Source organism: Cellulomonas shaoxiangyii, from assembly GCF_004798685.1.
GTDB classification, from domain to species: domain Bacteria; phylum Actinomycetota; class Actinomycetes; order Actinomycetales; family Cellulomonadaceae; genus Cellulomonas; species Cellulomonas shaoxiangyii.
In genome coordinates, this window is record NZ_CP039291.1 from 2542101 (window position 1) to 2568546 (window position 26446).

Consider the following 26446-nt stretch of genomic DNA (forward strand, 5'->3'; position numbering starts at 1 on the left):
TGATACTTTGAACCAGGAAGGGAGACGCCGTGTCGGGTCATCTGCTGCTCGTGCTGGTCGTCCTGCTCGGGACCGCGCTCGCGCTCGCCGTCGTCGTGGGGCTCGTGGCCGCGTCGCGCACGGCCGGCGAGCCGCCGGGCACCGTGGACGTCGCCCGGGCGCCGGCCGCGTACCGGCACGCGCGGCGGCACGCCGGCGTCGTGGCGGTGGTGGCGTGGGCGGCGCTGCTCGTCGTCGCGCTCACCGGGCCCGTCCTGGCCGCGCACGGCCGGTGGCAGGGCGTGCTGCTCGGCAGCATCCCGGCCGCGGCGGGCCTGGCCTTCCTGCTCGTCGGCGCCGTCGGCGAGCGGACGTGGCCACGCCCCGACGGCACCGTGCGGCGCGCGCCGCTGCGCCCCCGGCGCGTCGCGGACGTCGCACCGCCGGCGCTGCGCCGGCTGACGTGGGCCTGGACCGGCGGGCTCGCCCTGGCGACGCTCGCGTTCGGTGCCACCGCCGGCCCCGACGGACGCTCCGTCGCGCTGACCTACGCCGCCGGGCACAGCGCCGCCGCCGGCCCCTACCCGGGCTGGACCTACGGCGTCCCGCTCACGCTGGCGGCACTCCTGGTGCTCGGCGCCGGGGAGGGCGTCCTGCGGCTCGTGACCGCGCGCCCCGTGGTCGCGGCCACGACGCAGGACGACGACGCCCGGCTGCGGCGCGCCTCGGCGCGGCGCCTGCTCGCCGGCACGCAGCTCGTGCTGGGCGGGACGCTCGCCGGCGTGCTCGGGGCGGGCGGTGCGGCCCTGCGGTCCGTCGGGCGGGCGCACGAGTACGCCGCCGACGGCGTGGCGTACTCGCTGGGCGCGCCGTGGGTGGTCGCCGCCGGCACGGCGGCACTGGTGGCCGGCCTGGCCGTCGGCGTCACCGCGCTGGTCGTCGCGGCTCGCGCGCTGCACCGCGCGGCACGCGACGCCGGCGCTCCCGTCGTCCCCGTCCCCGTCCCCGTTCCCCGGCTCCCGTGAGCGTCCAGCTCGAGGTCGACCTGGCCTCCGGTGTCCCCGTCTACGAGCAGGTGCGCGCCCAGGTCGTCGCGCACGTCGCCGCCGGGCGGCTGAGCCCGGGCGACCGGCTGCCGACGATCCGCGCCCTCGCGACCGACCTCGGCGTGGCACCGGGGACGGTCGCCCGCGCCTTCCGCGAGCTCGAGGCCGCCGGGGTCGTGGTCACGCGCCGGCGGGCCGGCACCCAGGTCGCCGCGGGGGCGGCGCCCGCCGACGCCGCGCCGCGCGCCGCGGCCCTCGCCTACGCCGACGTCGCCCGGGCCGCGGGCCTGACGCCGGACGAGGCGCTCGACCTCGTCCGCGGCGCCCTGCTCGCCCCGACCGCCCCGCGGGACCCCGGCGGGCGCTGACGGTCACCGGCACGGACCCGCCGAACGAGCAGCCCGGGCGGCCGCGCCGCACCCCGAGGGGCTAGATGCCCTGCCACGGCGGCTTCGACGCCCAGGTCTCCCGGTAGTAGCCGGCGAGCTGCAGGCGGCTCGCCGCGGGCTCGTCGACCAGGACCGTGACGTGCGGGTGCATCTGCAGCACGGTCGCCGGCCACATCGCGCTGACCGGCCCCTCGACGAGCTGGTGCACCGCCTCCGCCTTGTGCCGGCCCTGCGCGAGGAGCACGAGGTGCCGGGCCGACAGGATCGTCGCGAGGCCCTGCGTGAGGCAGTGCGTGGGCACCGCGTCGAGGTCGTCGCCGAAGAACCGCGCGTTGTCCTCGCGCGTCTGCCGCGTGAGCGTCTTGATGCGCGTGCGCGAGGCGAGGGACGAGCCGGGCTCGTTGAACGCGACGTGCCCGTCGGTGCCGATGCCGAGCAGCTGCAGGTCGACCCCGCCGGCGTCGGCGATCGCCCGCTCGTACGACGCGCACGCGCCCGCGAGGTCCGCCGCGAGCCCGTCGGGCCCGTGCACCGCGCCGGGCGCGAGGTCAACGCGCGAGACCAGGTCGCGCTCGATGACGTTGCGGTACCGCTCCGGGTGGTCGGCCGGCAGGCCGACGTACTCGTCCAGCATGAACGCCCGCGCCCGCGCGAACGTCAGGCCCTCCTCCGCGTGCCGGCGCGCGAGCTCGTCGTAGACCGCCAGCGGGCTCGACCCGGTGGCCAGGCCGAGGACGGCCTCGGGCCGGGCGGTGAGCAGGCGCTGGACGGCGTCGGCGGCGAGGCGTGCGAGCTCCGCGACCGGCGCGACGACGACCTCCATCAGACGACCTCCCCCCGCCCCACCAGCGCGGCACCCACCGCACCCACCGGCACGCCGGCCGGCGCGAGCCGCACCCGGTCGGCCAGGCGCAGCGACGCGAGGAACGGCGAGCCGGCCGCCTCGGCGTCCAGCGCGCGGCGCACGGCCTGCAGCAGCGGCTCCCCCACGTTGCTCACGCCGCCCCCGACGACGACGCGGTCCACGTCGCAGGTGAGCACCAGGATCCGCACGGCCGCGCCGACGGCCCACGCGTAGCGGTCGCGCAGACGCACCGCCGCCGGGTCGCCGGCCGCCGCCGCCTCGAACAGGGCCGCGGGCGCAGGGCGGCCGTCGGTCGACGGCCACGCGGCGTCGAGCGCGCTGCCCGACGCGTACTGCTCGACGCACCCGCGCTGCCCGCACTTGCACGCCAGCCCGTCGGGCACGAGCGTCAGGTGCCCCACCTCGCCGGCCGCGCGGTGCGTCCCGCGGCGCAGCTGCCCGTCGAGCAGCAGGCCCGCGGCGACGCCCGTGCCGAGCGCCAGGAACGCGAGGTCCCGGGCGTGGCCCGCGCGGTCCGGGCCGGGCACGGTGTGCGCGGCGCCGAGCACGGCGACGTTGAGGTCGTTCTCGACGCGTACGGGCGTGCGGCCGCCGAGCACCGCGGACACCGCCGCGGCCAGCGCGAACGGCCGGTCGACGCCGACGTTGACGGCGTGCTCGAGGGTGCCCGTCAGCGGGTCCACGACGCCGGGGATGCCGATGCCGACCCCGGCGAGCCGCTCGAGCGGGACGCCGTGCGCGGTCGCGAGCGACTGCACGGCCGTCGCGACGACGTCGAGCAGGCCGTCGGGCCCGGGGACGGTCGACGCCCGGTGGGTGCGGGCCACGCGGCCGTCGCCGTCGAGCAGGACAGCGAGCACCTTGGTCCCGCCGACGTCGACACCGACGGCCCAGTCGGGCGGACGGGCGGGTGCGAGCACGGCCCGCACGCCGTCGGGGGCGCCGGCCGGGCCGGCGCGCAGCGGCGCGGGCCCCCCGGCACCGAGGGTGGTCGTCTCCATCGCTCAGCCCTTGACCGCTCCCGAGACGAGCCCGCCGGTCATCCGTCCCTGCACGACGAGGAAGAAGACGATCACGGGCACCGCCACGAGCACCGAGCCCGCCATGAGCGCCCCCCAGTCCGTCGCCTTCGTCGCCTGCTGGAACGTGCGCAGCCACACGGGCAGCGTCATCTGCTCGGGCCGCGTCATGATGATGAGCGCCATCATGAACTCGTTCCAGGCCTGCAGGAACGCGAACACGCCCGTGGCGACGAGGCCGGGTGCGAGCAGCGGGAACGTCACCTTCCAGAACGCACGTCCCCGCGAGCAGCCGTCGATCATGGCCGCCTCCTCCAGCTCGACCGGCACGCCGTTGACGAACCCGCGCAGCGTCCACAGCGTGAACGGCAGCACGCCGGCGAGGTAGACGACGCCCAGGCCGACGACCGTGTTGAGCAGGCGCCACCCGTCGACCAGCTGGAAGACGCTGATCATCATGGCCTCGCCCGGGATCATCTGGACGACCAGGATCGAGAGCACGAACGCGCGCCGGCCCCGGAAGCGGAACCGCGTCACCGCGAGCGCACCGACGAACGCGAACACCATCGACGTGACGAGCACGAGGAACGTCACGGACAGCGACGTGCCGAGCGCCGGCAGGAACGGTGAGCGCTCCTGCTCGAAGATCGCCGTCTCGTAGTTGCGCAGCGTGAGCTGGTCGGGCCAGAGGTGCACGCGCGGGCCGATGATCTCGTTCGTCGGCAGCAGCGACGTGTTGACCATCCAGTAGACGGGGAAGGCGAACGCGGCGGCGACCAGCAGCGCCACGACGCGCCACCCCCACTGCGACGCGCGCCGGCGGGCCGAGCGGCGGCGCGGCGGCACGACGGCGCGCACCGCCAGGGGGCGCGGGTCGGCGCTGACGGCCGGCGCGGCGCCGGCGGCTGCGATGCTCACAGCTCCTCCTCCTTGACGGTCGCGCGCACGTAGTAGGCCGAGATCGCGAGCATGATGACCGTGAAGACGACGGCGATGGCGCTGGCCGTGCCGTAGTGGCCCTGCGCCATGCCCATCTCGTAGATGTAGACGCCGAGCGTGTTCGTCTCGGACTTCACGCCCCCGATGCCCTGCAGCACGAAGATCTGCGTGAACACCTTCAGGTCCCAGATCATCGACAGCACGATGAGGACCGTGTAGACCGGCTTCACGTACGGCACCTGGATGCGGAAGAAGCGCTTCGCCGCGTTCGCGCCGTCGATCTGGGCGGCCTCGACGACCTCGTGCGGGATCTGCGTGAACCCCGCGTAGAGCGTGAAGGCCACGAACGGGATCGCGCCCCAGACGATGACGAGCGTCGCGACGGCGAAGAACTGCAGCGGCTCGATGAGCCAGGAGTGCCCCATCCAGCTGGTCCCCGTCACGGACGTGAGCAGGTGGTTCACGACGCCGTACTGCGTGTCGAACATCCAGCCCCACACGAGCATCGCCGCGAGCGGCGGCATGGCCCACGCGAGCAGCAGCCCGACGGACAGCACGAGCCGCATCACGCGCCCGAGCCTCATGAGCAGCAGGGCGACGAGCGTGCCGAGCGTGATGGTGAGGACGACGCACACGACCATCAGCGCGAAGCTGCGCACCGTGACGGTCCAGAACCTCGGATCCGTCAGCGTGTCGGTGTAGTTCTGCAGCCCCACCCACTCGGCCGGCACGCCCATCAGCTGGGCGCGCTCGTACTCCTGGAACGACAGCCACAGCATCCGCACGAGCGGCCAGCCGGTCACGACGACGAGGGCGGCCAGGCTCGGGGCGAGCAGCAGCCACGGCAGCAGCCGGGCCGGGGTGATCGCGCGCGAGGCGCGGGGGGCGGGCGCCGCCGAGGGCGGCGCGGCCTGGAGCGAGGTGGAGCTCATGGGGGTCCTTCCCGCGCCGCGCCGGGTCCCGCCCCGCCCTGGGGGCGGGACCCGGCGCGTGCGATCAGCCGTTGAGGATGGACTCGATCGTGGAGTCGAGCTCCTCGGCGACCGTCGGGACGTCCTCACCCTGGGCGATCCGCACGAGCGCGTCCTGCATGACCTTCTGCGCCTCGACGTCGCCCCACTTGGGCGTGGCCGGCGTGAGCCGCGCGTTCGCCGCGGCAGCGGCCGCGGCCGCGGTGATCTCGTCGTCCGGCAGCGCGTCGGCGAGCGAGACCTTCGCCGGGATCAGGCCGTTCTCGGCGAGGATCGTCTGGTACTCGTCGGAGAGCATGATCGCCAGCGCCTCCGTGGCGAGGTCGGGGTTCGCCGACTTCGCCGCGACGGCGATGTTCGAGCCGCCGGCGAACACCGTCGCCGCTCCGCCGTCCTTGCCGGGCAGCGGGAAGGCGTGCAGGTCGGCGCCGTAGGTCTCGGGGCAGCCCGGGACCTCCGCGTCGGCCTCCGCGAGGATCGACCACTTGATCCAGCTCGGTGCCGAGAGGAAGGTCGTGGCGCCCTCGCAGAAGGGCACCTGCAGGTTCGTCTCGTCGCCGTCCTTGGGGGCGTTGGACGCGTTCTGGAACAGGTCCTGGACCTGCTGGAGGCCCGCGACGCCGCCCTCCGAGGAGAACCCGGCCTCCCACTGGTCGCCCTCCTGCTCGGCGATGAAGCCGCCGTTCTCCCAGACGAACGGGAGCATGTTGTACCAGTCCTGGCCCGGGAACCACACGCCGGAGTGGCCGTCGGTGCGGGCCTGCGTCGCGGTGGCGACGTACTCGTCGAGCGTCGTGGGGACCGGTGCGCCGCCGAGGATCTGCTCGCTGTAGAACACGACGCGCGAGCCGGCGTAGTACGGCGCGGCGTAGAACGTGTCCTCCCAGGTGCCCGACTCCACGAAGCCCGGCAGCAGGTCGTCGCCGCCGAGGTCCTCGGCGACGTCGTCGAGCGGCGCGAAGTAGCCGGCCGACGTGAACGTGGGCGCCTGCGTGTTGCCCACCTCGACGACGTCGGGGCTGTCGGAGCCCGACAGCGACGTCGTCAGCTTGTCGACGAGGCCGGTCCAGGACTGCTCCTGGATCACCAGGGTCGAGCCCGGGTTCTCCTCCTCGAACGTCTCCTTCAGGTAGTCGCGGGCGTCCTGCGGCGTGTCCGACCCGACGAGCCAGACGCGGATCTCGGCCCCCTCCGAGCCCCCGCCCTCTGCGTCGGTGGAGCCACCGGCCGAACCGGACGAGCACGCCGTCAGCGTGAGCGCCGCCGCGAAGCCGGCGGCCGCGAAACGTAGGATCTTCACGTTGGGGTTCCTCCCATGAGCGAGGCGGTCGTCACACCGACGACGCCGGGGGTAGCTGCCGACCTGGTGACGGTCGGCTCGGGGTCGTCACGTGACCCCGGGCCGGCCCGTCGCCCGGGACCGTCACGTGATCCCGAGCTGACCGGAGAGCACGAGCACCGCGGCGCCCGCGAGCGCCGCGTCCTCGTCGAGAGCCGCCATCCGCAGTGCGAGCTCGTGCCCGATGACGGGCATGGTGCGGGCGCGGACGGTGGCCAGCGCCGCCTCCCGCAGAGGTCCGTCGAGCAGCTCCGGCGGGCCGGAGAGCAGGACCTCGGCGAGGTTGAGCGCACTGGCGACGGGTGCCAGGGCGCGCCCCAGCATCCGTCCGACCGACGCCAGCGCGGCGTCGGAGTCCTCGGGGGTGAGACCGGCGACGCGGCGGCGCAGGGCCGGCGCGCTCAGCACGGTCTCGAGGCAGCCGCGGCGGCCGCACGCGCACTCCTGCGCGTCCTCGCCGGGCGTCGTCTCGTCCACGACGGTGACGTGCCCGATCTCCCCCGCGGCGTGGCCGCGGCCGCGCACGAGCGAGCCGTCGACCAGCAGCCCGGCGCCGACGCCCTGGCCCACCGTGACGATCATCGTGCTGGCGTCCGCACCGCCGTACGTGAACTCGCCGAGGGCGCGGGTGTTCGCGTCGTTGGCGACGTGCACGGGCACGCCGAGGCCGGCGGTCAGCCGGGCGGCGAGCGGCACGTCGAACCAGCCGCGGTTGGGCGCCTCGAGCACGGTGCCCGTGTCGTCGATGACGCCGGGCGAGGAGATGCCGACGCCGATCACGGGGCACGTGGCGCCCTCGAGGAGCCGGCGGCACACGTCCTCGACCAGGTCGACGGCCGCCGCACCGGTGGTGCCGCCGCTCGGCTCGTGGATCCGGGTGACGACCCCGGCGTCGAGCGTCATGACGGCGCCGTGCACGGTCTCGTCGTCCGTGAGGTCGACCGTGACGACGTGGTGGTCGGCGGACCGCAGGCCCACGAGCGTGGCGGGCTTGCCGACGCGCGCCTCCGAGCGCACGCCGAGCTCGGCCACGAGGCCCTCCCCCAGCAGCGCGGCCACGAGGTCGGAGACGGTGACCCGGGTGAGCCCCGTGCTGCGCGCGATGTCGGCGCGGGACGAGGGGCCCTCGTGGAACAGGTGGCCGAGGACGAGCGACCGGTTGTGCGCACGGGCGTGCTCCGGGAGCACCTTCACGGTGGGCCGCAGGCCGCGCCGCACGGGGTTGGTCGCGGGGCCGCCGGCCGACCGCGTCGTCGTCGTCACGGTGATTAGTAGACCTTCCTTACAAAAGGCCGGTCAAGACGGTCCCGTGACCGTGATCACATCGTGACCGCCGGTTCACGGGCCCGTAGCACGCGCGCCCCGGCGTCCCCGGCCCGTCGCGCGACGACCGCCCCGGCGGTCGGCTCAGCCCGCGGCGGGCGCGCCGCGCAGCGCGGCGAGCCACCCGCGCGCGCCGCGGTGCTCGACGGACAGGGTGGCGCAGCGCACCCCCTCGGCCAGCGCGGGGAGCGGCGCGGCACCGCGGACCAGGGCCGCCGCCATGGCGCCGTGCAGCACGTCCCCGGCGCCCACCGTGTCGACGACCGCCCCCGGCACGAGCCGAGCGGGACGCACGACCGAGCGCCGCACGCCGTCCCCTCCCGCCAGGATCGACCGCACGCGCACCGGGCCGGGGCCGGCCGAGCGCGCGACGAACCCCGGTCCGTACGCCGCGACCGCGTCGAGCAGCGCGTCGACGTCCTCGTCGGGCACGCGTGCGCCGCCGTGGGCCGGCTGCCCCACCTCGGCCGGCAGCGCGAAGTCCGCCGACAGCACGGCGAGGTCGACGTGGGCGAGCAGCGCCGCCGTGCCGGGCTTCCAGCTGCCGCCGTCGAGGAGCACGGGCACACCGGCCGCGCGGGCGGCCGCCGCGACCGCGGTGGCCACGCCGGCGAGGTGCCCGTCGACCAGCACGACCGCGGCGCCGTCGAGCAGCGCGTCGACCGGCCCGGCCGGCACGACCCCGCCCGCCCGCGTCCCGTTCACCGACGCGACCGCGCGCGCCCCCGTGGCACGCGTCACGAGGACCGTGGAGACGGGCAGCACGTCCGGCCGGCCGGCCGCGACGTCGACGACGTCCACGCCCGCGGCCGCCAGCCCGGCGCGCGCGACGTCCGCCAGCGGCCCGGTGCCGAGCGCGGTGACGAGCCGGGTGGGCACACCCAGCGCGACGGCGACGGCGGCCGCGTTCGCCGCCGGACCGCCGAACGTCACCTCAAGGTCGCTGGCGACCACCTTCTCGTCCGGGCCGGGGACGGCCTCGACGGTCTGCTGGACGTCCAGCGTCGTCAGGCCGCAGCACACGAGCGCGCCGCTCCCCCGCGCCGTCCGCACCGTCACCCCTCGATCGTCGCAGCGGTCCGGGCCCGGCGCACACCCGCGGCACGTCCCCGCTCCCCCGAGCGGGCCCGTCCGCCGCACCTACCCGCCGCCGCACCTACCGCCGGCGCACCTACCGCCGACGCACCACGGCGGCCCGCGCCCGCGGCCGGTCGACGACCGCCCACGTCGTCGCACCGAGCACCGCGGCGGCCAGCAGGACCGCCGTCCACGGCCCGAGCGCGTCGGCCGCCACGTGGGACAGCACGAACGCGGCCACGGCGACGAGCAGCACCGCCGCGGCGGCACCCCACCCGACGCGGCGGACCGCGCGCCAGGCGCACCACGCGCCGCCGGCCAGCAGCACCGCACCGCCGAGGGCCCGCACGCCGGTGCCCTGGGCGAGGGCGAAGGCGAGCAGGAGGGTCACGGTGGCGACCGGCCAGACGGGGAGGCGGCTCATGCCGCCACTGTAGGCAGCACCGTGCGCGGCTCCGGGCGGCCGGAGTCCCGTGCGGGCGCCGCCCCACCGGCCCTACGGTGGACCGTGGTCGGCACCGCCCGCGTCACGCGGCGCGGGCCGCGACCGCCGCAGGCCAGCACCCATCGCGCACCCGGAGGCCCACGTGCCCACGCCGCCCATCGACCCGACGACCACCAGCGCCTGGCAGGGCCTCTCGGAGCACGGGAGCGCGTTCCGGCCGGACCTGCGCGGCTGGTTCGCCGCCGACCCCGGCCGCGCGGGCCGCCTGACGTTCGGGCTCGGGGACCTGACCGTCGACCTGTCGAAGAACCTCGTCACCGACGAGACCCTGGCGCTGCTCGTCCGGCTGGGCGAGGAGGTGCAGCTGACCGACCGGTTCGCCGCGATGCTCGCCGGTGAGCACATCAACGTCACCGAGGACCGCGCCGTGCTGCACACGGCCCTGCGCCGCCCCGCCGACGCCGAGCCCCCGCTCGTGGTGGACGGCCAGCACGTCGACGACGACGTGCAGCAGGTGCTCGGGGAGGTCTTCGCGTTCGCGGAGCAGGTGCGCTCGGGCGAGTGGACGGGTGTGACCGGCGAGCGCGTGCGCACCGTGGTCAACATCGGCATCGGCGGCTCGGACCTCGGGCCGGTCATGGTGTACGAGGCGCTCGAGCCGTACGTCGCGGACGACCTCGAGGTGCGGTTCGTCTCCAACATCGACCCGACCGACATCGCGCAGAAGACGTCGGACCTCGACCCGGCGACCACGCTGTTCATCGTCGCGTCGAAGACGTTCACCACCCTGGAGACGCTCACCAACGCGCGGCTCGCGCGGCAGTGGCTGTGGGACCGCCTGGCCGCCGACGGGCACCTCGAGGACTCCGACGAGGCTCGGCGCGACGCCGTGGCGAAGCACTTCGTCGCCGTGTCCACCGCCCTGGACAAGGTCGCGGACTTCGGCATCGACCCGGACAACGCGTTCGGCTTCTGGGACTGGGTCGGGGGGCGCTACTCCGTCGACTCGGCCATCGGCACGTCGCTCGCGATCGCCGTCGGCCCGGACGCCTTCGGCGACCTCCTCGAGGGCTTCCACGCCGTCGACGAGCACGCGCGCACCACCCCGCTCGAGCGGAACGTGCCGTTCCTCATGGGGCTGCTCAACGTCTGGTACGTCAACTTCCTCGGCGCGCACACGCACGCCGTGCTGCCCTACGCGCAGCAGCTGCACCGCTTCCCCGCGTACCTGCAGCAGCTCACGATGGAGTCGAACGGCAAGTCCGTCCGCTGGGACGGCACGCCGGTGACGACGCAGACGGGCGAGGTCTTCTGGGGCGAGCCCGGCACGAACGGGCAGCACGCGTTCTACCAGCTCATCCACCAGGGCACGCGCCTGATCCCGGCCGACTTCATCGCGGTCGCGAACCCGGCGTACCCGCTGCACGACGCCGGGACCGACGTGCACGCCCTCTTCCTCGCGAACTTCTTCGCGCAGACCAAGGCGCTCGCGTTCGGCAGGACCGCCGACGAGGTGCGCGCGGAGGGCACGGCCGAGGAGATCGTCCCCGCGCGCGTGTTCCCGGGGAACCGCCCGACCACGTCGGTCCTCGCCCCGGCGCTCACCCCGTCGGTGGTCGGCCAGCTCATCGCGCTGTACGAGCACATCACCTTCGCGCAGGGCATCGTCTGGGGCATCGACTCGTTCGACCAGTGGGGCGTCGAGCTCGGCAAGAAGCTCGCGACGGAGATCGCACCCGCGGTGCAGGGCGACGCGGCCGCACTCGACGCGCAGGACCCGTCGACGCGCGCGCTCATCGCCCGCTACCTCGAGCTGCGCGCCTGACGCGGGCCCGACCGGATGCGCCGACGGCGCCGACCCCCGCGGGGGCGGCGCCGTCGGCGTACCGGGCCGGAGGTAGTCAGGCCGGAGGTAGTCAGGCCGGAGGTGGTCAGGCCGTGAACCGCTCCGCGCGCTCGACGACGCGGCCCACGCCGGCCTCGGCATCCCACCTGTAGACCGTCCGGCCCTCGATGAGCACGTGCTCGACGCGCGCGTGCACGTCCAGCGGGTCGGCGGACCACACGACGACGTCGCCGTCGCGGCCCGGCTCCAGCGCGCCCACGCGGCCCTCGAGGCCGAAGAACGAGGCGGGGTTGACCGTGAGGGCCTCGAGCGCGGTCTGCGGCGGCAGCCCCTCCTTGACGGCGAGCGTCGCCTGGTGGACGAGGAAGTTGATCGGCACGACCGGGTGGTCGGTCGTGATGGCCACGCGCACGCCGGCGGCCGCGAGCGCGGCGAGGTTGCCGATCGCGCGGTCGCGCAGCTCCACCTTGGAGCGGCTCGTGAACATCGGGCCGAAGATCACGGGCACGTCGCGCTCCGCGAGCACGTCGGCGAGCTTGTGGCCCTCGGTGCCGTGGTTGATGACGAGCCGGTACCCGAACTCGTCGGCCAGGCGCAGGGCGGTCGCGATGTCGTCGTGCCGGTGGGTGTGCTGGTCCCAGACCAGCTCGCCGTCGAGGACGCGGACGAGCGTCTCGAGCGCCAGGTCGGGGGCGAACGGCTCGCCCTTGGTCGCGGCGGCGGCGCGGGCGGCCGCGTAGTGGCGGGCCTTGGCGAACGCCTCGCGGATGACCAGCGCGGTGCCGAGGCGCGTGGACGGCAGCTGCTTGCGCTCGCCGTAGACCCGCTTCGGGTTCTCCCCCAGCGCCGACTTCACCGACACCGACGCGGCGATGACCTGCTCGTCGACCGTGCGCCCACCCCACGTCTTCATCGCCACCGACTGGCCGCCGATCGGGTTGCCCGAGCCCGGCTTGACGACGACCGACGTGATTCCGCCGGACAGCGCGTCGCGGAAGCCCTCGTCCTCGACGTTGACGGCGTCGATCGCGCGCACGGCCGCCGCGTTGGGCACGGTCATCTCGTTCGTGTCGTTGCCCGCGACGCCCTCGCCCTCCTCGTGCAGGCCGACGTGCCCGTGCGCCTCGACGAAGCCGGGCAGCACCCACCGGCCCGTCGCGTCGACGACGCGTGCGCCGGCCGGCACGACGACGTCCGCACCGACGGCCGTGATGCGGCCGTCCTCGACCAGCACGGTCCCGCCCTCGACGGGCGGGCCGACGACGGGCACCACGTACCCGCCGGTGATCGCGACGACGGACGGACGGACGGTGGTCCCAGAGGTCATGGGCACCACCGTACGGCCGTGCGCGGGGCGCGCCCGGCGCTGCTCAGGACGCCCGCCTCAGGACGCCGGCGTCGCGACGCACCGCACGCGGGGCGTCCCCGGCGACCCCGTGCCCTGGTACCCGAGCTCGGTCGTGCCACCGGCGGCGAGCCGCCCGTTCCACGCGGCGTTCGTGAACCCGCCGCCGGTGGAGGTCGAGCTCCACGCGTGCGCGACCGTGGGCGCGGGACCGCCGACGAACTCCACGCGCCAGCCGGACACGGCGGCCGACCCCGCCTCGACGCGCACGGTCGCGACCCAGCCGCCGGGCCACGCGCTGGTCACGGTGTGCGTGGCGTGGCAGCCGTCGTCGGTGGTCGGCGGGACCGTCCAGGACGGGGTGGGGGTCGGGGTCGGTGTGGGCGTCGGGGTCGGTGTGGGCGTCGGGGTCGGGGTCGCCGTGGGCGCCGGGCCCTGCCCGCCGACGATCTTGAGCGCGCGCACGACCGCCGGGAACCAGGCGGCCGCCATCCGCGCGAAGCCGCCGGCGTGCGGGTGCACGCCGTCGTCCGTGTCGCGCGCGGGGTCCCAGCCGGTCCACTGGTCGACGACCAGCACGGGCGAGCGGTCGGTCGACGTGGCGGCGGCCCAGCCGGGCACCTGCGCGTTGAGCGCCCGCGTGCGCTCGGGGCACTCGGCGCACGTGGGCGGCGCGACGGGGATGATCTGCGCGACGACGAGCACCACCTCGGGGTCGACGGCGCGCGCCTGGCGCACGAGGGTCGTCCACGCGTCGAGCACCTGCGCCGGTGTCCGCGCGCTCCACACGTCGTTGGTCGCGAAGTGCAGCAGGACGACCTGGGGCCGCGCCGCGGCGAACCACCCCGCCGCCTGCCCGGACGCGGCGACGTCCGTCACCAGGGCCCCGCCGTGGCCCTCGTTGTCGCCGTCGTGCGCGATGCCGCAGCCCTGGGCCGGCAGGGACCCGACCATGTCGACGGCGTGACCGGCGGCGGTGAGGTCGCGGTGCAGCATCGCGCGCCAGCAGCCGGGGTTCCCGGTGATCGAGTCGCCCAGCGCCATGACGCGCACGGGTGGCGACGAGGCCGCCGCGGGCCGCGGCGCGGCCGTGCCCGGCACGGCGGCGAGCGCGCACGCGGCGAGCGCCGCGGCGAGGGCGCAGAGGACGGCGAGGACGCGGCGCAGCGGGTGGGTCGGCATGCGGACGGCTCCTTCGGCGCGGGCGGCCCGCGCTCCGGCACGGGCGGGCCCGGCACGGCGGCCGGGCGCCAGCAGCCTCCCGTGGCGGCGGCACCCGGTGGCACCGTCGAAGCGTTTCACCGACGCGACCCCCTGCCACCCGCCGTGCGGGCCGGGTGCGCGCGGCCGGCGCGTCCTCCGGGGCCGGCGCGTGGCAGGCTGGCGGTCCGGCAGCGGGAGGGAGACGACCATGGCCGAGCCGCTCGGACGCGTGCGCGTCGACGCCTGGACGTGGGCGGTGCGCCTGTTCCCGACCCGGTCCGCGGCCGCCGCCGCGTGCCGCGCGGGGCACGTGCGCGTCAACGGGGAGCGCGCCAAGCCCGCGACGCAGGTCGTGCCCGGCGACGAGGTGCTGGTCCGGGGTGGCGAGCGCGAGCGCCTCGTCGTGGTGCAGCGGATGCTCGTCAAGCGGGTCTCCGCGGAGGTCGCGCAGGCGTCCTACCTGGACCGCTCCCCGGCGCCCGTCCCGCGCGAGCGGGTCGCCGTCGCGGCGGCGCGCGACCGCGGCGCCGGGCGGCCCACCAAGCGCGACCGGCGCGAGATCGACCGCCTCCGCGGGCGCTGACCGGCCCGGCGCCCGCGCCCTGCGCCCCGACGGCGGCTCAGCGCCGCGCGCCCTGCGGGGTCGACGCGGCCAGGTGGTCCATCCACGCGCGCACGCCGGTCTGGTCGAGCAGCTCCTCGACGGGCCGGCTCAGGGCCTCGACGTGCACGGGCAGGCCCCGCTCGGCCGCGTCGCGCACGAGCCGCACGACGACGGACAGGCCGCTCGAGTCGAGGAACGACACGTCGGCGGCGTCCAGCGCGACCGCGTGCACGTCCGGGCCGGCGAGCTGCGCCCACAGCACCGGTGCGTCCTGCTCACGCACCTGGAGGTCGACCGCGCCGTGCAGCACGACGCGCAGCATGCCGCCGTCGCGGCGCACGTCGAGGCGCCCGGCCCGGTCCGCGCCGGGCCGGTCCGCACCACCGGGCACCGACGTCACGGCGGCAGTCTGCCCCGCACGCCACGCGACCGGCGACACCGACCCGCCGTCCCGCGCGCGGCGCCTGCCCGGGTGCGTCCCCCGGCGGGTGCATCCTGGTGCCGTGCCGCCGCCCGTCCCCGCAGCCGCCCCCGCCGTCGCGGGCACCGCAGGCGCGGGCACCGCAGGCACGGGCACCGCAGGCACGGGCACGGCAGGCGCGGGCACGGCAGGCGGCGCCCGGGCACCCGCGCCGCCGGCCGGCCGCACCGCCGTCAGCCGCCGCGTCGCCGCGCACGCGGTGCCCCGTGCCCCGACCGGGGACGTGCACGCCCTGGTCCCCCTGCCCGCGGACGTCGACGTGCGCCGCACCGTCGGGCGCCTGCGCCGCGGCGCCGGCGACCCGACGTGGGTGCACGACGCCGACGGCACCGTGTGGCACGCCGTCCGCCGGCCCACCGGCACCGCCACGCTGCGCCTGCGTCCGGTCCGCGGCGGCGTCCGCGTGGACGCGTGGGGCGCGGGCGCGGCGCAGGCGCTCGCCGACGCGCCGGGGCTCCTGGGCGCACTCGACGACCCCCGCGGGTTCGCCGACCACCTGCACCCGGCGGTGGCGCGCGCCCGCCGCACGTACGGCGGCGTCCGGCTGGCCCGCAGCGGCGACGTGTGGGACGCCGTCGTCACGGCCGTGCTCGAGCAGCGGGTCGTCGGCCTCGACGCGCAGGCGTCGTGGCGACGGCTCGTCGCGGCGCACGGCGAGCCCGCCCCAGGGCCCGCCCCGGCGCGGCTGCGCGTGGCTCCCCCGCCGGGCGCCTGGGCGACCCTGCCCGTGTGGGAGTGGCGGCGCGCGGGCGTCGACGCGCAGCGGTCCGACACGGTGCGCCGGGCGGCGCGCGTCGCGCACGCGCTGAGCCCCGCGCTGGACCCCGACGAGCTCGCGCGGCGGCTGCGCACCGTGCCGGGCATCGGCCCGTGGACCGTCGCCGAGGTGACCTCCCGGGCGCTCGGCGACCCGGACGCGGTGTCGGTGGGCGACGCGCACCTGTGCCACCTCGTCGGCTGGGCGCTCACCGGCCGCCGCGCGGACGACGCCGGCATGCTGCGCCTCCTCGAGCCCTGGCGCGGGCACCGGCAGCGCGTCCTGGTGCTGCTCGAGCTCGCCTACCGTGGCGGGATGCCGGCGTACGGCCCGCGCGCACCGCGCGCACGCGCCCTGGTCTGACGCGCCCGGATGCCCGATCCCGGCCCGCGCGGCGATACTGGGGCCGGCACGCGGGCGCACCGCGGGCGAGGACGACGCAGGAGGACCGATGGCGTACGACACGACCGAGCCGCACCAGGACGCACCCCCGGAGGCCCCCAGCCGGGTGGCGGCGGGCGTGCTGTCGCTCGTCTTCTTCTTCGGCTCGTTCGCGCTCATCGCGTGGGGCTTCGACATCGACGGCGCGCTCGGCATGACCATCGCGGCCGCGGGGATCCTCACGTTCGCCCTCGCCTACGCGATCCCGACGGCGATCGTCCCCGCGCTCGACCGCGGCGGACGGCGCTGACCGCCGTGAGCGCGGGCACGCCCGCACCCACGTCCCTCGTCCTCGTCCGGCACGGCGAGAGCGTCGGGAACCTCGCCGCGGCACGTGCCGAGCAGGCCGGTGCCGAGGTCGTCGAGATCGACACCCGCGACGCCGACACGCTGCTGTCCGACCGCGGCCTCGAGCAGGCGCGGGCCCTGGGTGTGTGGCTCGGCGGGCTGCCCGCCGACGAGCGTCCCGAGGTGGTGTGGTGCTCGCCGTACGTGCGCACGCGGCAGACGGCGGCGACCGCGCTCGAGGCCGCCGGGATCGACCTGCCCGTCGTCGTCGACGAGCGGCTCCGCGACCGCGAGCTCGGCGTGCTGGACCGGCTCACCCGCGCCGGGGTCGAGGCGCGCCACCCCGGCGAGGCGGAGCGCCGCCGGCTGCTCGGCAAGATGTACCACCGGCCGCCGGGTGGCGAGTCCTGGGCCGACGTGGCGCTGCGCCTGCGCTCGCTGCTGCGCGACCTCGCCGAGCGCGAGGACGGCCGCCGCGTCCTGGTGGTCGCGCACGACGCGGTGGTCATGCTGCTGCGGTACGTGCTCGAGGGGATGGACGAGGACGAGCTGATGGCGATCATCCGCGAGCGCAGCGTGCGCAACGCATCGGTCACGCGGCTCGACCGGGTCGACGGCGCGTGGCTGCTCACGGCGTTCGACGAGGTCGGGCACCTCGCGGCGCTCGACGCGCCCGTGACCGAGCACGAGGGGACGGACGACTCCGGTGGCTGAGGACGGCGGTGTCCTGACCCCGGCGCGGCTGCGCGGCTGGCCGCTGCCCGAGCCCACGGGCGGCAAGGACGCGCGCGGCAGCGTGTGCGTCGTCGGCGGTGCCCGCGGGACTCCCGGTGCGGCGATGCTCACGGGGCTCGCGGCGCTGCGGGTGGGTGCCGGGCGCCTCACCCTCGCGGTCGCGGGCTCGGTGGCGCCGCACGTGGCCGTCGCGGTGCCCGAGGCGGGCGTCGTGGCGCTGCCCGAGGACGCGGCCGGCTCGGTGACGGGCACGGACGACGACGGCGCGCTCGCCCGCGAGCTCGCCCGGGCGGACGTCGTGGTGGTCGGTCCCGGCCTGGACTCCCCCGAGGGCACGCTCGCGGTGCTGCGCGCGGTCGTGGACGGAGCCGGCGACGACGTGCCGCTGGTGCTCGACGCCTTCGCCCTCGGCGTGCTGCGCGACGCCGACGACCTGCGCGACGCGGTGCGCGGGCGCGCGGTCCTGACGCCGAACGCGACCGAGGTGCGGTACCTGCTCGGCGACGACGACGGCCCGGCGGAGGGCGAGGGTGCGCTCGACGGCGCCGCCGCCCGCGCCGCCGACCGGTACGGCGTCGTCGTGGCGTGCTCGGGCAGCGTGGCCGCGCCCGACGGCCGCCGGTGGCAGTCGTCCACGGGCTACTCGGGGCTCGGCACGTCGGGCAGCGGCGACGTGCTCGCGGGTGCCGTCGGCGGGCTGCTGGCCCGCGGGGCCGACCCGGCCCACGCGGCGTGCTTCGGCGTCGAGGCGCACGGCACGGCCGGCGACCGGCTCGCGGCGCGCGTCGGGCCGCACGGGTACCTCGCGCGCGAGCTGCTCGAGGAGCTGCCGCGCGTGCTCGTCGAGCTGCGCGCCCGCTGACGCGCCCCGGTCCGGCGACCACCCGCCGGACCGGGCCGCGCGCCCGCCGGCCGATGGCGCAGACTGGGGACGTGGACACCCCTCGCATGAATGTCGAGTCGTTCAACCTCGACCACCGGACCGTCGCCGCGCCGTACATCCGCCTCGCGGACCTCAAGCAGCTCCCCCACGGCGACGTGATCAGCAAGTTCGACGTGCGCCTCGCGCAGCCGAACCACGGGCACGTCGAGATGCCCGCCGTGCACTCGCTCGAGCACCTCTTCGCCGAGCACTCCCGCAACCACAGCGACCGCGTGCTCGACTTCTCCCCCATGGGCTGCCAGACGGGGTTCTACCTCATGCTCGAGGGCCGCTGGGAGCAGTCGGAGGTCGAGGAGCTCGTGGCCGCGACGCTCGAGGACGTCGTGGGCGCGCACGAGGTGCCCGCCGCCAACGAGGTGCAGTGCGGCTGGGGCGCCAACCACACGCTCGAGGGCGCCCAGGAGGTCGCGCGCGCGTTCCTCGCCCAGCGCGCGGGTTGGTCGCAGGTCACCGCGTGAGCGTCGACGCCGTCGTCGTCACGGCGATGGGCGTCGAGGCGACGCCGTTCCTCGACCGCGCCACGTCCGTCGGGGACGAGACCGAGGTCGCCGGTGCCCGCCGGCGCCTGCTGCACGTCGGCGACAGCCGCGTGCTGCTCGTGACGTGCGGCATCGGCCTGGTGAACTCGGCGACGGCCGCGGCGCTCGTCCTCGCCGAGCACACGCCGCGGCTCGTCGTGAGCGCCGGCTCGGCCGGTGGCATGGGGCTGCAGGTGCGCGTCGGCGACGTCGTCGTCGGTGCCTCGACGGTCTACGCCGCGGCCGACGCCCGCGTCTTCGGCTACGCGCTCGGCCAGGTGCCGGGCATGCCGGCCCGCTACGACGCCGACCCGGCCCTCCTCGCCGCCGCAGCCGCGGCGCAGGCACCGGGCCTCACGGTGCGCACGGGGACCATCCTGTCGAGCGACGTGTTCGTCGACGCCGAGCGCGTCGAGCCGCTGCGCACCGCCTTCCCCGACGCCCTCGCGTGCGACATGGAGTCGGCCGCGCTCGCGCAGGCCGCGCACCTGTTCGGCGTGCCGTTCCTGTCGGTCCGGGGCATCTCGGACCTGTGCGGTCCCATCGCGGGGGTCGACTTCGACGCGCACGTCGACGACGCCGCCGAGCGCTCGGCCACGGTCGTCCTCGGCGTGCTCGACGCGGCGCTCGCGCCCGCGCGCTGAGCCCTCCGGGCACCTCGTCGGGGGCGGTGGCACGGATCCGTGCCCACCGCCCCCGATGACTTGTGCGCCGGCACCGGGTCGGCACCACTGCGGCGACGCGCCCGCGGCGGAATCCCGTCGACGTCCGCGCGGTTGTCGCCAGAGACTTCGGTCCTCCCCGCCGACGACGCCGCCCCGGCGACCCACGCGCGCCGGCGCACCGCACGACCGCCCACCCGCACGACCGCCCACCCGCACGACCCGACCCGACAGGTGGCCCCGTGACCGACCAGCACCTCGACGCCTCGACCGCGACGGTCGAGGAACCGCCGGCGAGCCCGGCCCCCGCACCGTCCGGGCCGACCGCCGCCGCCGGGGGCACCGCCGCCGGCACGATGTCCGCGCGCGACCGTCTCGCGGTCACGCTCCTCCTGGTGTCGACGTTCGTCGTCATCCTCAACGAGACGATCATGGGCGTCGCGCTGCCGCGGCTGCGCGACGACCTCGGCGTCACCGCGTCCGCCGCGCAGTGGCTGACGACGGGCTTCCTCCTGACGATGGCCGTCGTCATCCCGGTCACCGGCTTCCTGCTCCAGCGGCTGACGACGCGTGCCGCCTTCCTCGGTGCCATGACCGCGTTCTCGGTCGGCACCACGGTGTGCGCGCTCGCCCCCGGGTTCGAGGTGCTGCTCGCCGGTCGCGTCGTGCAGGCCCTCGGCACCGCCGTCATGCTGCCGCTGCTCATGACGACCGTCATGAACGTGACGCCGCCCGAGGGGCGCGGACGCACCATGGGCAACATCTCCGTCGTCATCTCGGTCGCCCCGGCCATCGGCCCGACCGTGTCCGGCCTGATCCTGTCCGTGCTGGACTGGCGGTGGATGTTCGGGCTCGTGCTGCCGATCGCCCTGACCGCGCTCGTCCTCGGCGCGCTGCGCCTGCCGAACGTCACCGAGCCGCGCTGGGCGCGCGTCGACGTGCCGTCGGTCGTGCTGTCCGCGATCGGGTTCGGCGGTCTGGTGTTCGGGCTGTCGCACGTCGGCGAGGCGGCGCAGGGCGGCGTGGACCCGACCACGGTCGGCGCGCTCGCCGTCGGCGTCGTCGGGCTCGGCGTCTTCGTCGCGCGCCAGCTGCGCCTGCAGCGCCGCGACGACGCCCTCCTGGACCTGCGCACGTTCCGGGTGCGGACCTTCGCCGTCGGCGTCGCGCTGATGGCGGTCATGATGATGTCGCTGTTCGGCTCGATCATCATGCTGCCCATCTACGCGCAGGACGTGCTCGGGCTCGACACCCTGCGCACCGGCCTGCTGCTCCTGCCGGGCGGTCTGCTCATGGGCCTGCTCGCCCCGATCGTGGGGCGCGCGTACGACCGCCTCGGCCCGCGTCCGCTGCTGGTCCCGGGCACGGTGCTCGTCTCCCTCGCCGTGTGGGCGATGGCGCTGCTGCTGCGCGAGGGCGGCACGCCGTGGGTCGTCGTGGGCGCCCACCTGACGATGTCCGCGGGCCTCGCGCTCGTGTTCACGCCGCTGTTCACGTCGGCGCTCGGCGCCGTGCCGAAGCCGCTGTACTCGCACGGCAGCGCCGTCATCGGCACGGTGCAGCAGGTGGCCGGCGCGGCGGGCACGGCGGTGTTCGTCACCGTGCTCACGGCCGTGTCGGCGGGCCTGGTGGCCGACGGCGCCGACGCGGTCACCGCGACGGCGGGCGGCGTGCGCGGGGCGTTCCTGCTCGGCGCGATCCTGTCCCTGCCCGCGATCGGCGCCGCGCTGCTCGTGCGGCCGGCGCCGCCCGGTGCGGAGCGCCCCGTCGGGCACTGAGGCGCCCGCACCCCGCGCTCAGGCGGAGGTCCCCCGCGGCCCGTCGACGTCCGCGTCGGCGGGCCGCGCCGCGTCCGGACCCGTCGGCCGGTGCGCCGGGTCGTGGGTCGCCGCGCCGGTCGGCGCACGGTTCGGCGCGTCCGCCGGCGAGCCGGGCCCCGCCGCCGCGGCCTCGACGACCTCCACCGCGGTCGCGACCATCCCGGAGCCCGCCAGGCCGCCCGTGCCCGGCACGCCCTGCGCCGCGCGCACGGCGTCGACGGCGGCGGCGCTCGGCGGCACGTGGGAGCGGCACTCCCACGCGGCGGCGAGCTCGCGGACGCCGTCGAGCACGGCGGCGTGCACGCGCGGGTCGGCCAGCGGCCGGAAGTGCCCGTCCACGGGCAGCCGCACGTTCACCGCACCGGGCAGCTCGCTGCCGCCCGGCACGTGCGGGTCGAACCGCGCGAACACCGACCGGATGCGCCCGTTGGCCGCCACCTGGCGCGCGAGCGCGAGGATCTGCGGGTCGAGCGGCGACAGGGCGCGCACCGCCCGCACGGGGAACCACCGCGCGTACACCGAGCCCGAGAAGGGCGTGTTCACCGCGACCATCCCGGCGATGCGGTCGCCGGCACCGGGCGTGCCGAGCACGAGCTTGCCGATGAGGCCGCCCTTGGAGTGCGCGACCAGCACCACCTCGTCGAGGTCGAGCTCCGCGAGCCGGTCGACGACGCGCTGCGCGGACTCCTCGAGGCCGCGGCCGTTGTAGCCGAGCGCGGGGACGGTGTGCACCGGGTGCCCGGCGTCGTGCAGGTGCCGGACGAGGCCGTCCATGACCGGCCACGTCTCGTAGATCCCGGGGAGCAGCAGCACGGGCGTGCGCGTGCCCGTCGCGAGGTCGTCGGGCGGCGGCGGGCGCACGGTCGCGTGCGCCTGCGCCGCGGCGATCCACGCGTAGTCCCGTCCCCACGCGACCGCCTGCTCCAGGCGCCGGCGCCAGCCGGTCGGCACGGCGTCCTGCACCGGCACCCCGCGGACGTCGGAGCGCGCGTCCGTCATCGGTCCTGGTGCTCGCGGACGAGGGCGGCGACCTCGGCGGCGTGGTCGGCGAAGGCGGCGTGCGCGGCGTCGGGGACCTCGGCCCACCGGCCGTCGGGTGCCGCGGCGGCGACCCGCTGCACCCAGGCGCGCGGCGCGACGGCATCGCGCTCCCCGCGGACGACGAGGACGGGCACCGGCACCTGCGCGATGCGCTCCTCGGTGCGGTAGGCCAGCATGCTCGGCAGCACCTGCGCGTACCAGTACGGCCCCGACAGCAGGTAGTCGAGCGTGAGCGTGTGCCGCGTGCGCGCCGCCTCGGACAGCGTCGCCCGGGCCAGGCGGGCACCCTGACGCACCGCGGAGCGCGCCGACGCGTCCGTCGTCGGGCCCACGAGCACGGCGTGCCCCGCGACGTCCGGGGACTTGGCCAGCAGCTCCGTGACGATCTGTGCGCCCATCGAGTGCCCGAGGACCGTCGGCCGGACGAGGCCCTCGTGCCGCACCCACCGCTCGACGACGGCCGCGAAGTCCTCGACGGCGAGCCGCCGGTCGGGCCGCGGCACGTCGCCGAAGCCCGGCAGGTCGATGAGGTGGACCACGCCGCGGTCCGCGAGCTCGGACGCGAGCGGGCCGAAGTAGCGCGAGCTCACGCCGAGCCCGTGCACGAGCACGACGTCGTGGCGCTCCTGCGGCGGCACGCGGTCCATCCCGTCGCGCCAGGTGGTCCACGTGCGCACCGGCAGCCCGTCGTGGCGCCAGCGGTCGATCCGGATGTTGAGTCCGCTCGGCAGGGGGATCACAGGGCTCCTAGCACGTCGTCAGCCAGTGGGTCGGGGGTACCGAAGCGGTGCGCGGTCACGCTGACCGCCTGCTCGCGCACGAAGGGCAGCAGCTCGACGAGCCCGGAGGACGTGACCGCCGCGCCGTGCACGGTCAGGTCGGCCCGCCCCTCGGCCGCGCGGGCGGCGGCCGCCGCGTCGCCGCCCACGAGCCGGACCCGGCCGGCGGGCAGGTGCGGCAGGTCGGCCGCCCACGCCTCGTCGTCCTGCACGTGGACCTCGAAGCCCGCCGCGGCGAGCGCGGCCGTGACGGCGCCGGGCAGCGCCGCCGGGACGCTGACCTCGCCGGTCGCCCCCGCCACCAGCGCGGCGGCGAGCACCCGCAGCAGGTCGGCGACGGGCGCCGCCGCGGCGAGGCGCACGTGCACCGGCACGGGCAGGTGCCGCAGGACGTTGCGCTCCGGCTCCAGGCCGGTGACGTCCCGGGGGACGCCCAGGTCCGTGGTCCACGCGTGCGCGGCCGCCGCCGCGGCGGCGCGCACCGTGCCCGCGTCCGCGGGCCACGCCGCGGCCGCCGCCTCGACCAGCGCCGCGACGGGGGCGGGCAGCGGCACGTCCGGCGACGTGGCGGTCGCGGGCTCGTCGTGCCACGTGCCGAAGCCGTGCAGGTAGTGCGGGCCCCCCGCCTTGGTGGTCGGGCCCACGACCGAGCGCTTCCAGCCGCCGAACGGCTGGCGCTGCACCACCGCGCCCGTGATGCCCCGGTTGACGTAGACGTTGCCGGCCTCGACCCCCGCGAGCCAGCGCGCGACCTCGTCGGCGTCGAGCGAGTGCAGGCCGGCCGTGAGGCCGTAGTCCACCTCGTTCTGCAGGGCGATCGCCTCGTCGAGCGTGCGCGCGGTCATCACGGCGAGCACGGGGCCGAACCACTCGGTCCGGTGCGCCTGCGAGCCGCGCCGCACCCCCACCCGGACGCCGGGCGTCCACAGCCGACCCTCGGCGTCGAGGCGGCGTGGCTCGACAGCCCACCGCTCCCCGGGGCCGAGCGTCGTCAGGCCGTCCAGCAGCTTGCCGGCAGCGGGCTCCACCAGCGGACCCATCTGCGTCGCCGGGTCGTCCGGCGGGCCGACGCGCAACGACGTCACGGCGTCGAGGAGCTGCGTGCGGAAGCGCCGCGAGCGGGCCACCGACCCGACGAGGACCACGAGCGACGCGGCCGAGCACTTCTGCCCCGCGTGCCCGAACGCCGAGGTCACGACGTCCCTCACCGCGAGGTCGAGGTCCGCGGACGGCGTCACGACGATCGCGTTCTTGCCGGAGGTCTCGGCGAGCAGCGGCAGGTCGGGGCGCATCGAGCGGAACAGCTCGGCGGTCTCCCACGAGCCCGTGAGCACGACCCGGTCGACCCGGGGGTCGGCGACGAGCGCGGAGCCGAGCGTGGACTCGTCCACGTCGACGAGGTGCAGCACGTCACGCGGCACGCCCGCCGCCCACAACGTCTCGGCGAGCACGGCGCCGCAGCGGCGGGCGGGCGGCGCCGGCTTGAGCACGACCGACGACCCCGCGGCCAGCGCGGCGAGCACCGAGCCGGCCGGGATCGCCACCGGGAAGTTCCAGGGCGGGGTGACGACCGTGAGGCGGGCAGGCGCGAAGCGTGCGCCGGGCACCCGCTCGAGCCCCGGCGCCCGGTCGGCGTAGTACCGGGCGAAGTCGACGGCCTCGGACACCTCGGGGTCGCCCTGGTCGAGGGTCTTGCCGGCCTCCGCGGCCATGACCTCGAGCAGGTCGGCGCGGCGGGCCTCGAGCGCGTCGGCGGCGGCGCGCAGCACGGCCCGGCGGCCGGCGCCGCCACGCGCCGCCCACGCGTCCGCGGCGGTCACGGCGGTCGCGAGCACCGCGTCGAGCGCGTCGGCGTCCTCGAGCCGGGCCGCCGCGAGGGTGTCCGTGCCGAGGCGGGACCCCGGCACGCGCGCGAGCACCGCACGCCCCCAGTCCCGGTTCGCGGGCAGGGCCGGGTCGGTGTCGGGCGCGTTGGCGAACGGCGCGTCGCCGACCGGCTCCGGCGGACGCGCGCGGTCCTGCGTGCGCCGCGGGCTGGGCACCGTGTCGTCGAGCGCACGCAGGGACGCGGAGAACCGGGCACGCTCCCGCTCGAACGCCGCCGCGTCCTCGCCGAGGTCGTACGCCGCCGACATGAAGTTCTCCGGGCTCGCGCCCTCCTCGAGCCGGCGCACCAGGTACGCGACGGCGACGTCGAACTCGCGCGGGTGCACGACCGGCACGTACAGCAGGAGGCGGCCGACGTCCCGGCGCACCGCCTCGGCCTGCGCCTGCGCCATGCCGAGGAGCATCTCGACGTCCATCGCGTCCTCGACGCCGCGCGAGCGGGCGAGCAGCCACGCCAGCGCGAGGTCGAACAGGTTGTGGCCCGCCACGCCGAGGCGGACGGCGTCGACCGCACCCGGGCGCAGGCCGACGTCGAGCACCCGCTTGTACTGCGTGTCCGTCTCCTGCTTGGTGGCCCACGTCGCGGCGGGCCACCCGTGCACCGCCGCCTCGACGCGCTCCATCGGGAGGTTCGCTCCCTTGACGAGCCGCACCTTCACGGGGGCGCCGCCGCGCGCACGCCGCGCCGCGGCCCACTCCTGCAGCCGCAGCATCGCGTCGACCGCGTCCGGCAGGTACGCCTGCAGGACGATGCCGCCGGACCAGGCGAGCAGCTCCGGCCGGTCGAGCAGCCGCGTGAACACCGCCACCGTCAGGTCGAGGTCGCGGTACTCCTCCATGTCGAGGTTGACGAACGTGCCCGTCGCGGCCGCACGGTCGTACAGCGGCGCCAGCCGCTCGACGACCTCGTCGACCGCCTCGTCGAAGGCGTACGGCGCGTGCGGCGCCACCGCGGCGGAGACCTTCACCGACACGTAGTCGACGTCCTCGCGCTCGACGAGCGCGCGGATGCCCGCGAGCCGCCGGTCGGCCTCCCGGCGCCCCAGCACGGCCTCACCGAGCAGGTTGAGGTTGAGCTGCACGCCCGGGCGGCGCAGCCGTGCGATCGCGGCGCCCAGGCGCGCGTCGGACGCGTCGACCAGGAGGTGCCCGACCATCGCGCGCAGCGCGCGGCGCACCACCGGCACGACGAGACCGGGCGCCACCCGCGCGGCCACCGCACCCGCTCGCACGCCCAGGCGCAGGTGCGGCGCGAGGAAGGACGGCGCCCGCGACGCCAGGGCGGCGAGCTCGCGCGCCGCGACGGCGTCGTCCTCGGGCCGGACCACCCGGTCGACGAAGCCGACCGTGAACGCGAGGCCGTCCGGGTCGGCGAGCACGTCCGCGAGCTGCTGGGCCGCGCGGTCGACCGGCTCGTCGGCGCTCGCGTCGAGCCAGCGCCGCACGAGCGCGACCGCGTCGTCCTCGAGGCGGCGCAGGTCCTGGGGGCCGTGGCGGTCGTCGGCGGTCGTGCGGGGCTCAGCGGCCGGGCGCGCCGCGGTGCGGGGCGGGTCGGTGCGGGGCGGGTCCGTGCGGGGCGGGTCGGTGGCGTGCGGGTCCGTGCGGGGCCCGGTGCCGCCGGGCCCGGTGGGGCCGCTGCTGCGGGGGTCGGGCCGGTGGTCGACGGTCACGTGCGCTCCGGGGTCGGGGTGCGCGGGGGTCGCC

The 26446-nt window shown here is 76.8% G+C and carries 25 protein-coding genes; 11 read left to right on the plus strand and 14 right to left on the minus strand.

Features of this window, described 5'->3' with window-relative positions:
* Window positions 1–29 precede the first annotated feature (29 nt).
* Both E5225_RS11525 and E5225_RS11530 read left to right on the plus strand, forming a co-directional pair.
* Complete coding sequence (locus E5225_RS11525; protein WP_135973971.1) at window positions 30–1004, plus strand: hypothetical protein; 975 nt, start codon at window positions 30–32, stop codon at window positions 1002–1004.
* On the plus strand, window positions 1001–1393 hold the full coding sequence (locus tag E5225_RS11530; protein WP_135973970.1) for a GntR family transcriptional regulator: 393 nt from the start codon (window positions 1001–1003) through the stop codon (window positions 1391–1393). Before E5225_RS11525 ends, E5225_RS11530 begins: the two co-directional genes overlap by 4 nt.
* A gap of 61 nt (window positions 1394–1454) precedes the next feature.
* Here E5225_RS11530 and nagB read toward each other — a convergent pair whose 3' ends face one another.
* From nagB to E5225_RS11570, 8 genes are all read right to left on the minus strand, one after another.
* A complete protein-coding gene (gene nagB, locus E5225_RS11535; protein WP_135973969.1) occupies window positions 1455–2237 on the minus strand; it encodes a glucosamine-6-phosphate deaminase in 783 nt (260 codons plus the stop codon).
* Window positions 2237–3280 (minus strand): ROK family protein, encoded by a 1044-nt coding sequence (locus E5225_RS11540; protein WP_135973968.1) that lies wholly within the window; start codon window positions 3278–3280, stop codon window positions 2237–2239. Before E5225_RS11540 ends, nagB begins: the two co-directional genes overlap by 1 nt.
* A gap of 3 nt (window positions 3281–3283) precedes the next feature.
* Window positions 3284–4144 (minus strand): carbohydrate ABC transporter permease, encoded by an 861-nt coding sequence (locus E5225_RS11545; RefSeq protein ID WP_425267387.1) that lies wholly within the window; start codon window positions 4142–4144, stop codon window positions 3284–3286.
* A 68-nt stretch (window positions 4145–4212) separates the two neighbouring features.
* The gene (locus tag E5225_RS11550; RefSeq protein WP_135975558.1) at window positions 4213–5169 is read right to left on the minus strand and encodes a carbohydrate ABC transporter permease; all 957 of its coding nucleotides are present in this window, start codon (window positions 5167–5169) and stop codon (window positions 4213–4215) included.
* A gap of 64 nt (window positions 5170–5233) precedes the next feature.
* Window positions 5234–6508, minus strand: a complete 1275-nt coding sequence (locus E5225_RS11555; protein ID WP_135975560.1) for an extracellular solute-binding protein — start codon at window positions 6506–6508, stop codon at window positions 5234–5236.
* 123 nt (window positions 6509–6631) lie between these two features.
* The gene (locus tag E5225_RS11560; protein WP_135975562.1) at window positions 6632–7810 is read right to left on the minus strand and encodes an ROK family transcriptional regulator; all 1179 of its coding nucleotides are present in this window, start codon (window positions 7808–7810) and stop codon (window positions 6632–6634) included.
* Between the two features lie 144 nt (window positions 7811–7954).
* Window positions 7955–8929, minus strand: coding sequence for a PfkB family carbohydrate kinase (locus E5225_RS11565; protein ID WP_243738409.1), 975 nt, complete (start codon window positions 8927–8929; stop codon window positions 7955–7957).
* A 112-nt stretch (window positions 8930–9041) separates the two neighbouring features.
* Window positions 9042–9371 (minus strand): hypothetical protein, encoded by a 330-nt coding sequence (locus E5225_RS11570; protein ID WP_135975393.1) that lies wholly within the window; start codon window positions 9369–9371, stop codon window positions 9042–9044.
* Between the two features lie 163 nt (window positions 9372–9534).
* Here E5225_RS11570 and pgi point away from each other — a divergent pair, with 163 nt between their 5' ends.
* Entirely contained in the window at window positions 9535–11217 is a 1683-nt protein-coding gene (pgi, locus tag E5225_RS11575) for a glucose-6-phosphate isomerase (protein ID WP_135975391.1), read from the plus strand.
* 106 nt (window positions 11218–11323) lie between these two features.
* Here the strand turns inward: pgi and E5225_RS11580 are convergent, their stop codons facing one another.
* The gene (locus E5225_RS11580; protein WP_135975389.1) at window positions 11324–12565 is read right to left on the minus strand and encodes an amidohydrolase; all 1242 of its coding nucleotides are present in this window, start codon (window positions 12563–12565) and stop codon (window positions 11324–11326) included.
* Window positions 12566–12622: 57 nt separating this feature from the next.
* On the minus strand, window positions 12623–13765 hold the full coding sequence (locus E5225_RS11585) for a GDSL-type esterase/lipase family protein (protein ID WP_135975388.1): 1143 nt from the start codon (window positions 13763–13765) through the stop codon (window positions 12623–12625).
* 229 nt (window positions 13766–13994) lie between these two features.
* Here E5225_RS11585 and E5225_RS11590 point away from each other — a divergent pair, with 229 nt between their 5' ends.
* Entirely contained in the window at window positions 13995–14369 is a 375-nt protein-coding gene (locus E5225_RS11590) for an RNA-binding S4 domain-containing protein (RefSeq protein ID WP_135975386.1), read from the plus strand.
* A 37-nt stretch (window positions 14370–14406) separates the two neighbouring features.
* Here E5225_RS11590 and E5225_RS11595 read toward each other — a convergent pair whose 3' ends face one another.
* The gene (locus E5225_RS11595; protein WP_136225430.1) at window positions 14407–14790 is read right to left on the minus strand and encodes an STAS domain-containing protein; all 384 of its coding nucleotides are present in this window, start codon (window positions 14788–14790) and stop codon (window positions 14407–14409) included.
* A 103-nt stretch (window positions 14791–14893) separates the two neighbouring features.
* Here E5225_RS11595 and E5225_RS11600 point away from each other — a divergent pair, with 103 nt between their 5' ends.
* The 7 genes from E5225_RS11600 (at window position 14894) to E5225_RS11625 (ending at window position 20993) form a co-directional block, all read left to right on the plus strand.
* Window positions 14894–15991, plus strand: coding sequence for a DNA-3-methyladenine glycosylase family protein (locus E5225_RS11600; protein WP_341867938.1), 1098 nt, complete (start codon window positions 14894–14896; stop codon window positions 15989–15991).
* 88 nt (window positions 15992–16079) lie between these two features.
* Window positions 16080–16319 (plus strand): hypothetical protein, encoded by a 240-nt coding sequence (locus E5225_RS17950; protein WP_243738397.1) that lies wholly within the window; start codon window positions 16080–16082, stop codon window positions 16317–16319.
* Between the two features lie 5 nt (window positions 16320–16324).
* The gene (locus tag E5225_RS11605) at window positions 16325–17071 is read left to right on the plus strand and encodes a histidine phosphatase family protein (RefSeq protein ID WP_243738396.1); all 747 of its coding nucleotides are present in this window, start codon (window positions 16325–16327) and stop codon (window positions 17069–17071) included.
* Window positions 17064–17954: an NAD(P)H-hydrate dehydratase gene (locus E5225_RS11610; protein WP_208012630.1), complete on the plus strand. Its 891-nt coding sequence runs from the start codon at window positions 17064–17066 to the stop codon at window positions 17952–17954. Before E5225_RS11605 ends, E5225_RS11610 begins: the two co-directional genes overlap by 8 nt.
* Before the next feature lie 86 nt (window positions 17955–18040).
* A complete protein-coding gene (locus E5225_RS11615; protein WP_135975243.1) occupies window positions 18041–18493 on the plus strand; it encodes an S-ribosylhomocysteine lyase in 453 nt (150 codons plus the stop codon).
* Window positions 18490–19197: a 5'-methylthioadenosine/S-adenosylhomocysteine nucleosidase gene (gene mtnN / locus E5225_RS11620; protein WP_243738395.1), complete on the plus strand. Its 708-nt coding sequence runs from the start codon at window positions 18490–18492 to the stop codon at window positions 19195–19197. Before E5225_RS11615 ends, mtnN begins: the two co-directional genes overlap by 4 nt.
* Before the next feature lie 374 nt (window positions 19198–19571).
* A complete protein-coding gene (locus E5225_RS11625; RefSeq protein ID WP_135975241.1) occupies window positions 19572–20993 on the plus strand; it encodes an MDR family MFS transporter in 1422 nt (473 codons plus the stop codon).
* Window positions 20994–21011: 18 nt separating this feature from the next.
* On the opposite strand, the gene E5225_RS17750 is transcribed toward E5225_RS11625, so the two are convergent.
* The 3 genes from E5225_RS17750 to E5225_RS11640 are packed head-to-tail and all read right to left on the minus strand — an operon-like array spanning window position 21012 to window position 26220.
* Entirely contained in the window at window positions 21012–22034 is a 1023-nt protein-coding gene (locus E5225_RS17750; RefSeq protein ID WP_208012629.1) for an esterase/lipase family protein, read from the minus strand.
* Window positions 22031–22816, minus strand: a complete 786-nt coding sequence (locus tag E5225_RS11635) for an alpha/beta fold hydrolase (protein ID WP_135975237.1) — start codon at window positions 22814–22816, stop codon at window positions 22031–22033. Before E5225_RS11635 ends, E5225_RS17750 begins: the two co-directional genes overlap by 4 nt.
* Window positions 22813–26220: a bifunctional proline dehydrogenase/L-glutamate gamma-semialdehyde dehydrogenase gene (locus E5225_RS11640; protein WP_136225558.1), complete on the minus strand. Its 3408-nt coding sequence runs from the start codon at window positions 26218–26220 to the stop codon at window positions 22813–22815. Before E5225_RS11640 ends, E5225_RS11635 begins: the two co-directional genes overlap by 4 nt.
* Between the last annotated feature and the right edge of the window lie 226 nt (window positions 26221–26446).

What these genes read in the sequence shown, in the direction of transcription:
- nagB (WP_135973969.1), bottom strand. Translation starts at nt 2,237, where the DNA reads ATGGAGGTCGTCGTCGCGCCGGTCGCGGAGCTCGCACGCCTCGCCGCC.
- E5225_RS11540 (WP_135973968.1), bottom strand. Translation starts at nt 3,280, where the DNA reads ATGGAGACGACCACCCTCGGTGCCGGGGGGCCCGCGCCGCTGCGCGCC.
- E5225_RS11550 (WP_135975558.1), bottom strand. Translation starts at nt 5,169, where the DNA reads ATGAGCTCCACCTCGCTCCAGGCCGCGCCGCCCTCGGCGGCGCCCGCC.
- E5225_RS11570 (WP_135975393.1), bottom strand. Translation starts at nt 9,371, where the DNA reads ATGAGCCGCCTCCCCGTCTGGCCGGTCGCCACCGTGACCCTCCTGCTC.
- E5225_RS11580 (WP_135975389.1), bottom strand. Translation starts at nt 12,565, where the DNA reads ATGACCTCTGGGACCACCGTCCGTCCGTCCGTCGTCGCGATCACCGGC.
- E5225_RS11585 (WP_135975388.1), bottom strand. Translation starts at nt 13,765, where the DNA reads ATGCCGACCCACCCGCTGCGCCGCGTCCTCGCCGTCCTCTGCGCCCTC.
- E5225_RS11590 (WP_135975386.1), top strand. Translation starts at nt 13,995, where the DNA reads ATGGCCGAGCCGCTCGGACGCGTGCGCGTCGACGCCTGGACGTGGGCG.
- E5225_RS17950 (WP_243738397.1), top strand. Translation starts at nt 16,080, where the DNA reads ATGGCGTACGACACGACCGAGCCGCACCAGGACGCACCCCCGGAGGCC.
- E5225_RS11615 (WP_135975243.1), top strand. Translation starts at nt 18,041, where the DNA reads ATGAATGTCGAGTCGTTCAACCTCGACCACCGGACCGTCGCCGCGCCG.
- E5225_RS11625 (WP_135975241.1), top strand. Translation starts at nt 19,572, where the DNA reads ATGTCCGCGCGCGACCGTCTCGCGGTCACGCTCCTCCTGGTGTCGACG.
- E5225_RS17750 (WP_208012629.1), bottom strand. Translation starts at nt 22,034, where the DNA reads ATGACGGACGCGCGCTCCGACGTCCGCGGGGTGCCGGTGCAGGACGCC.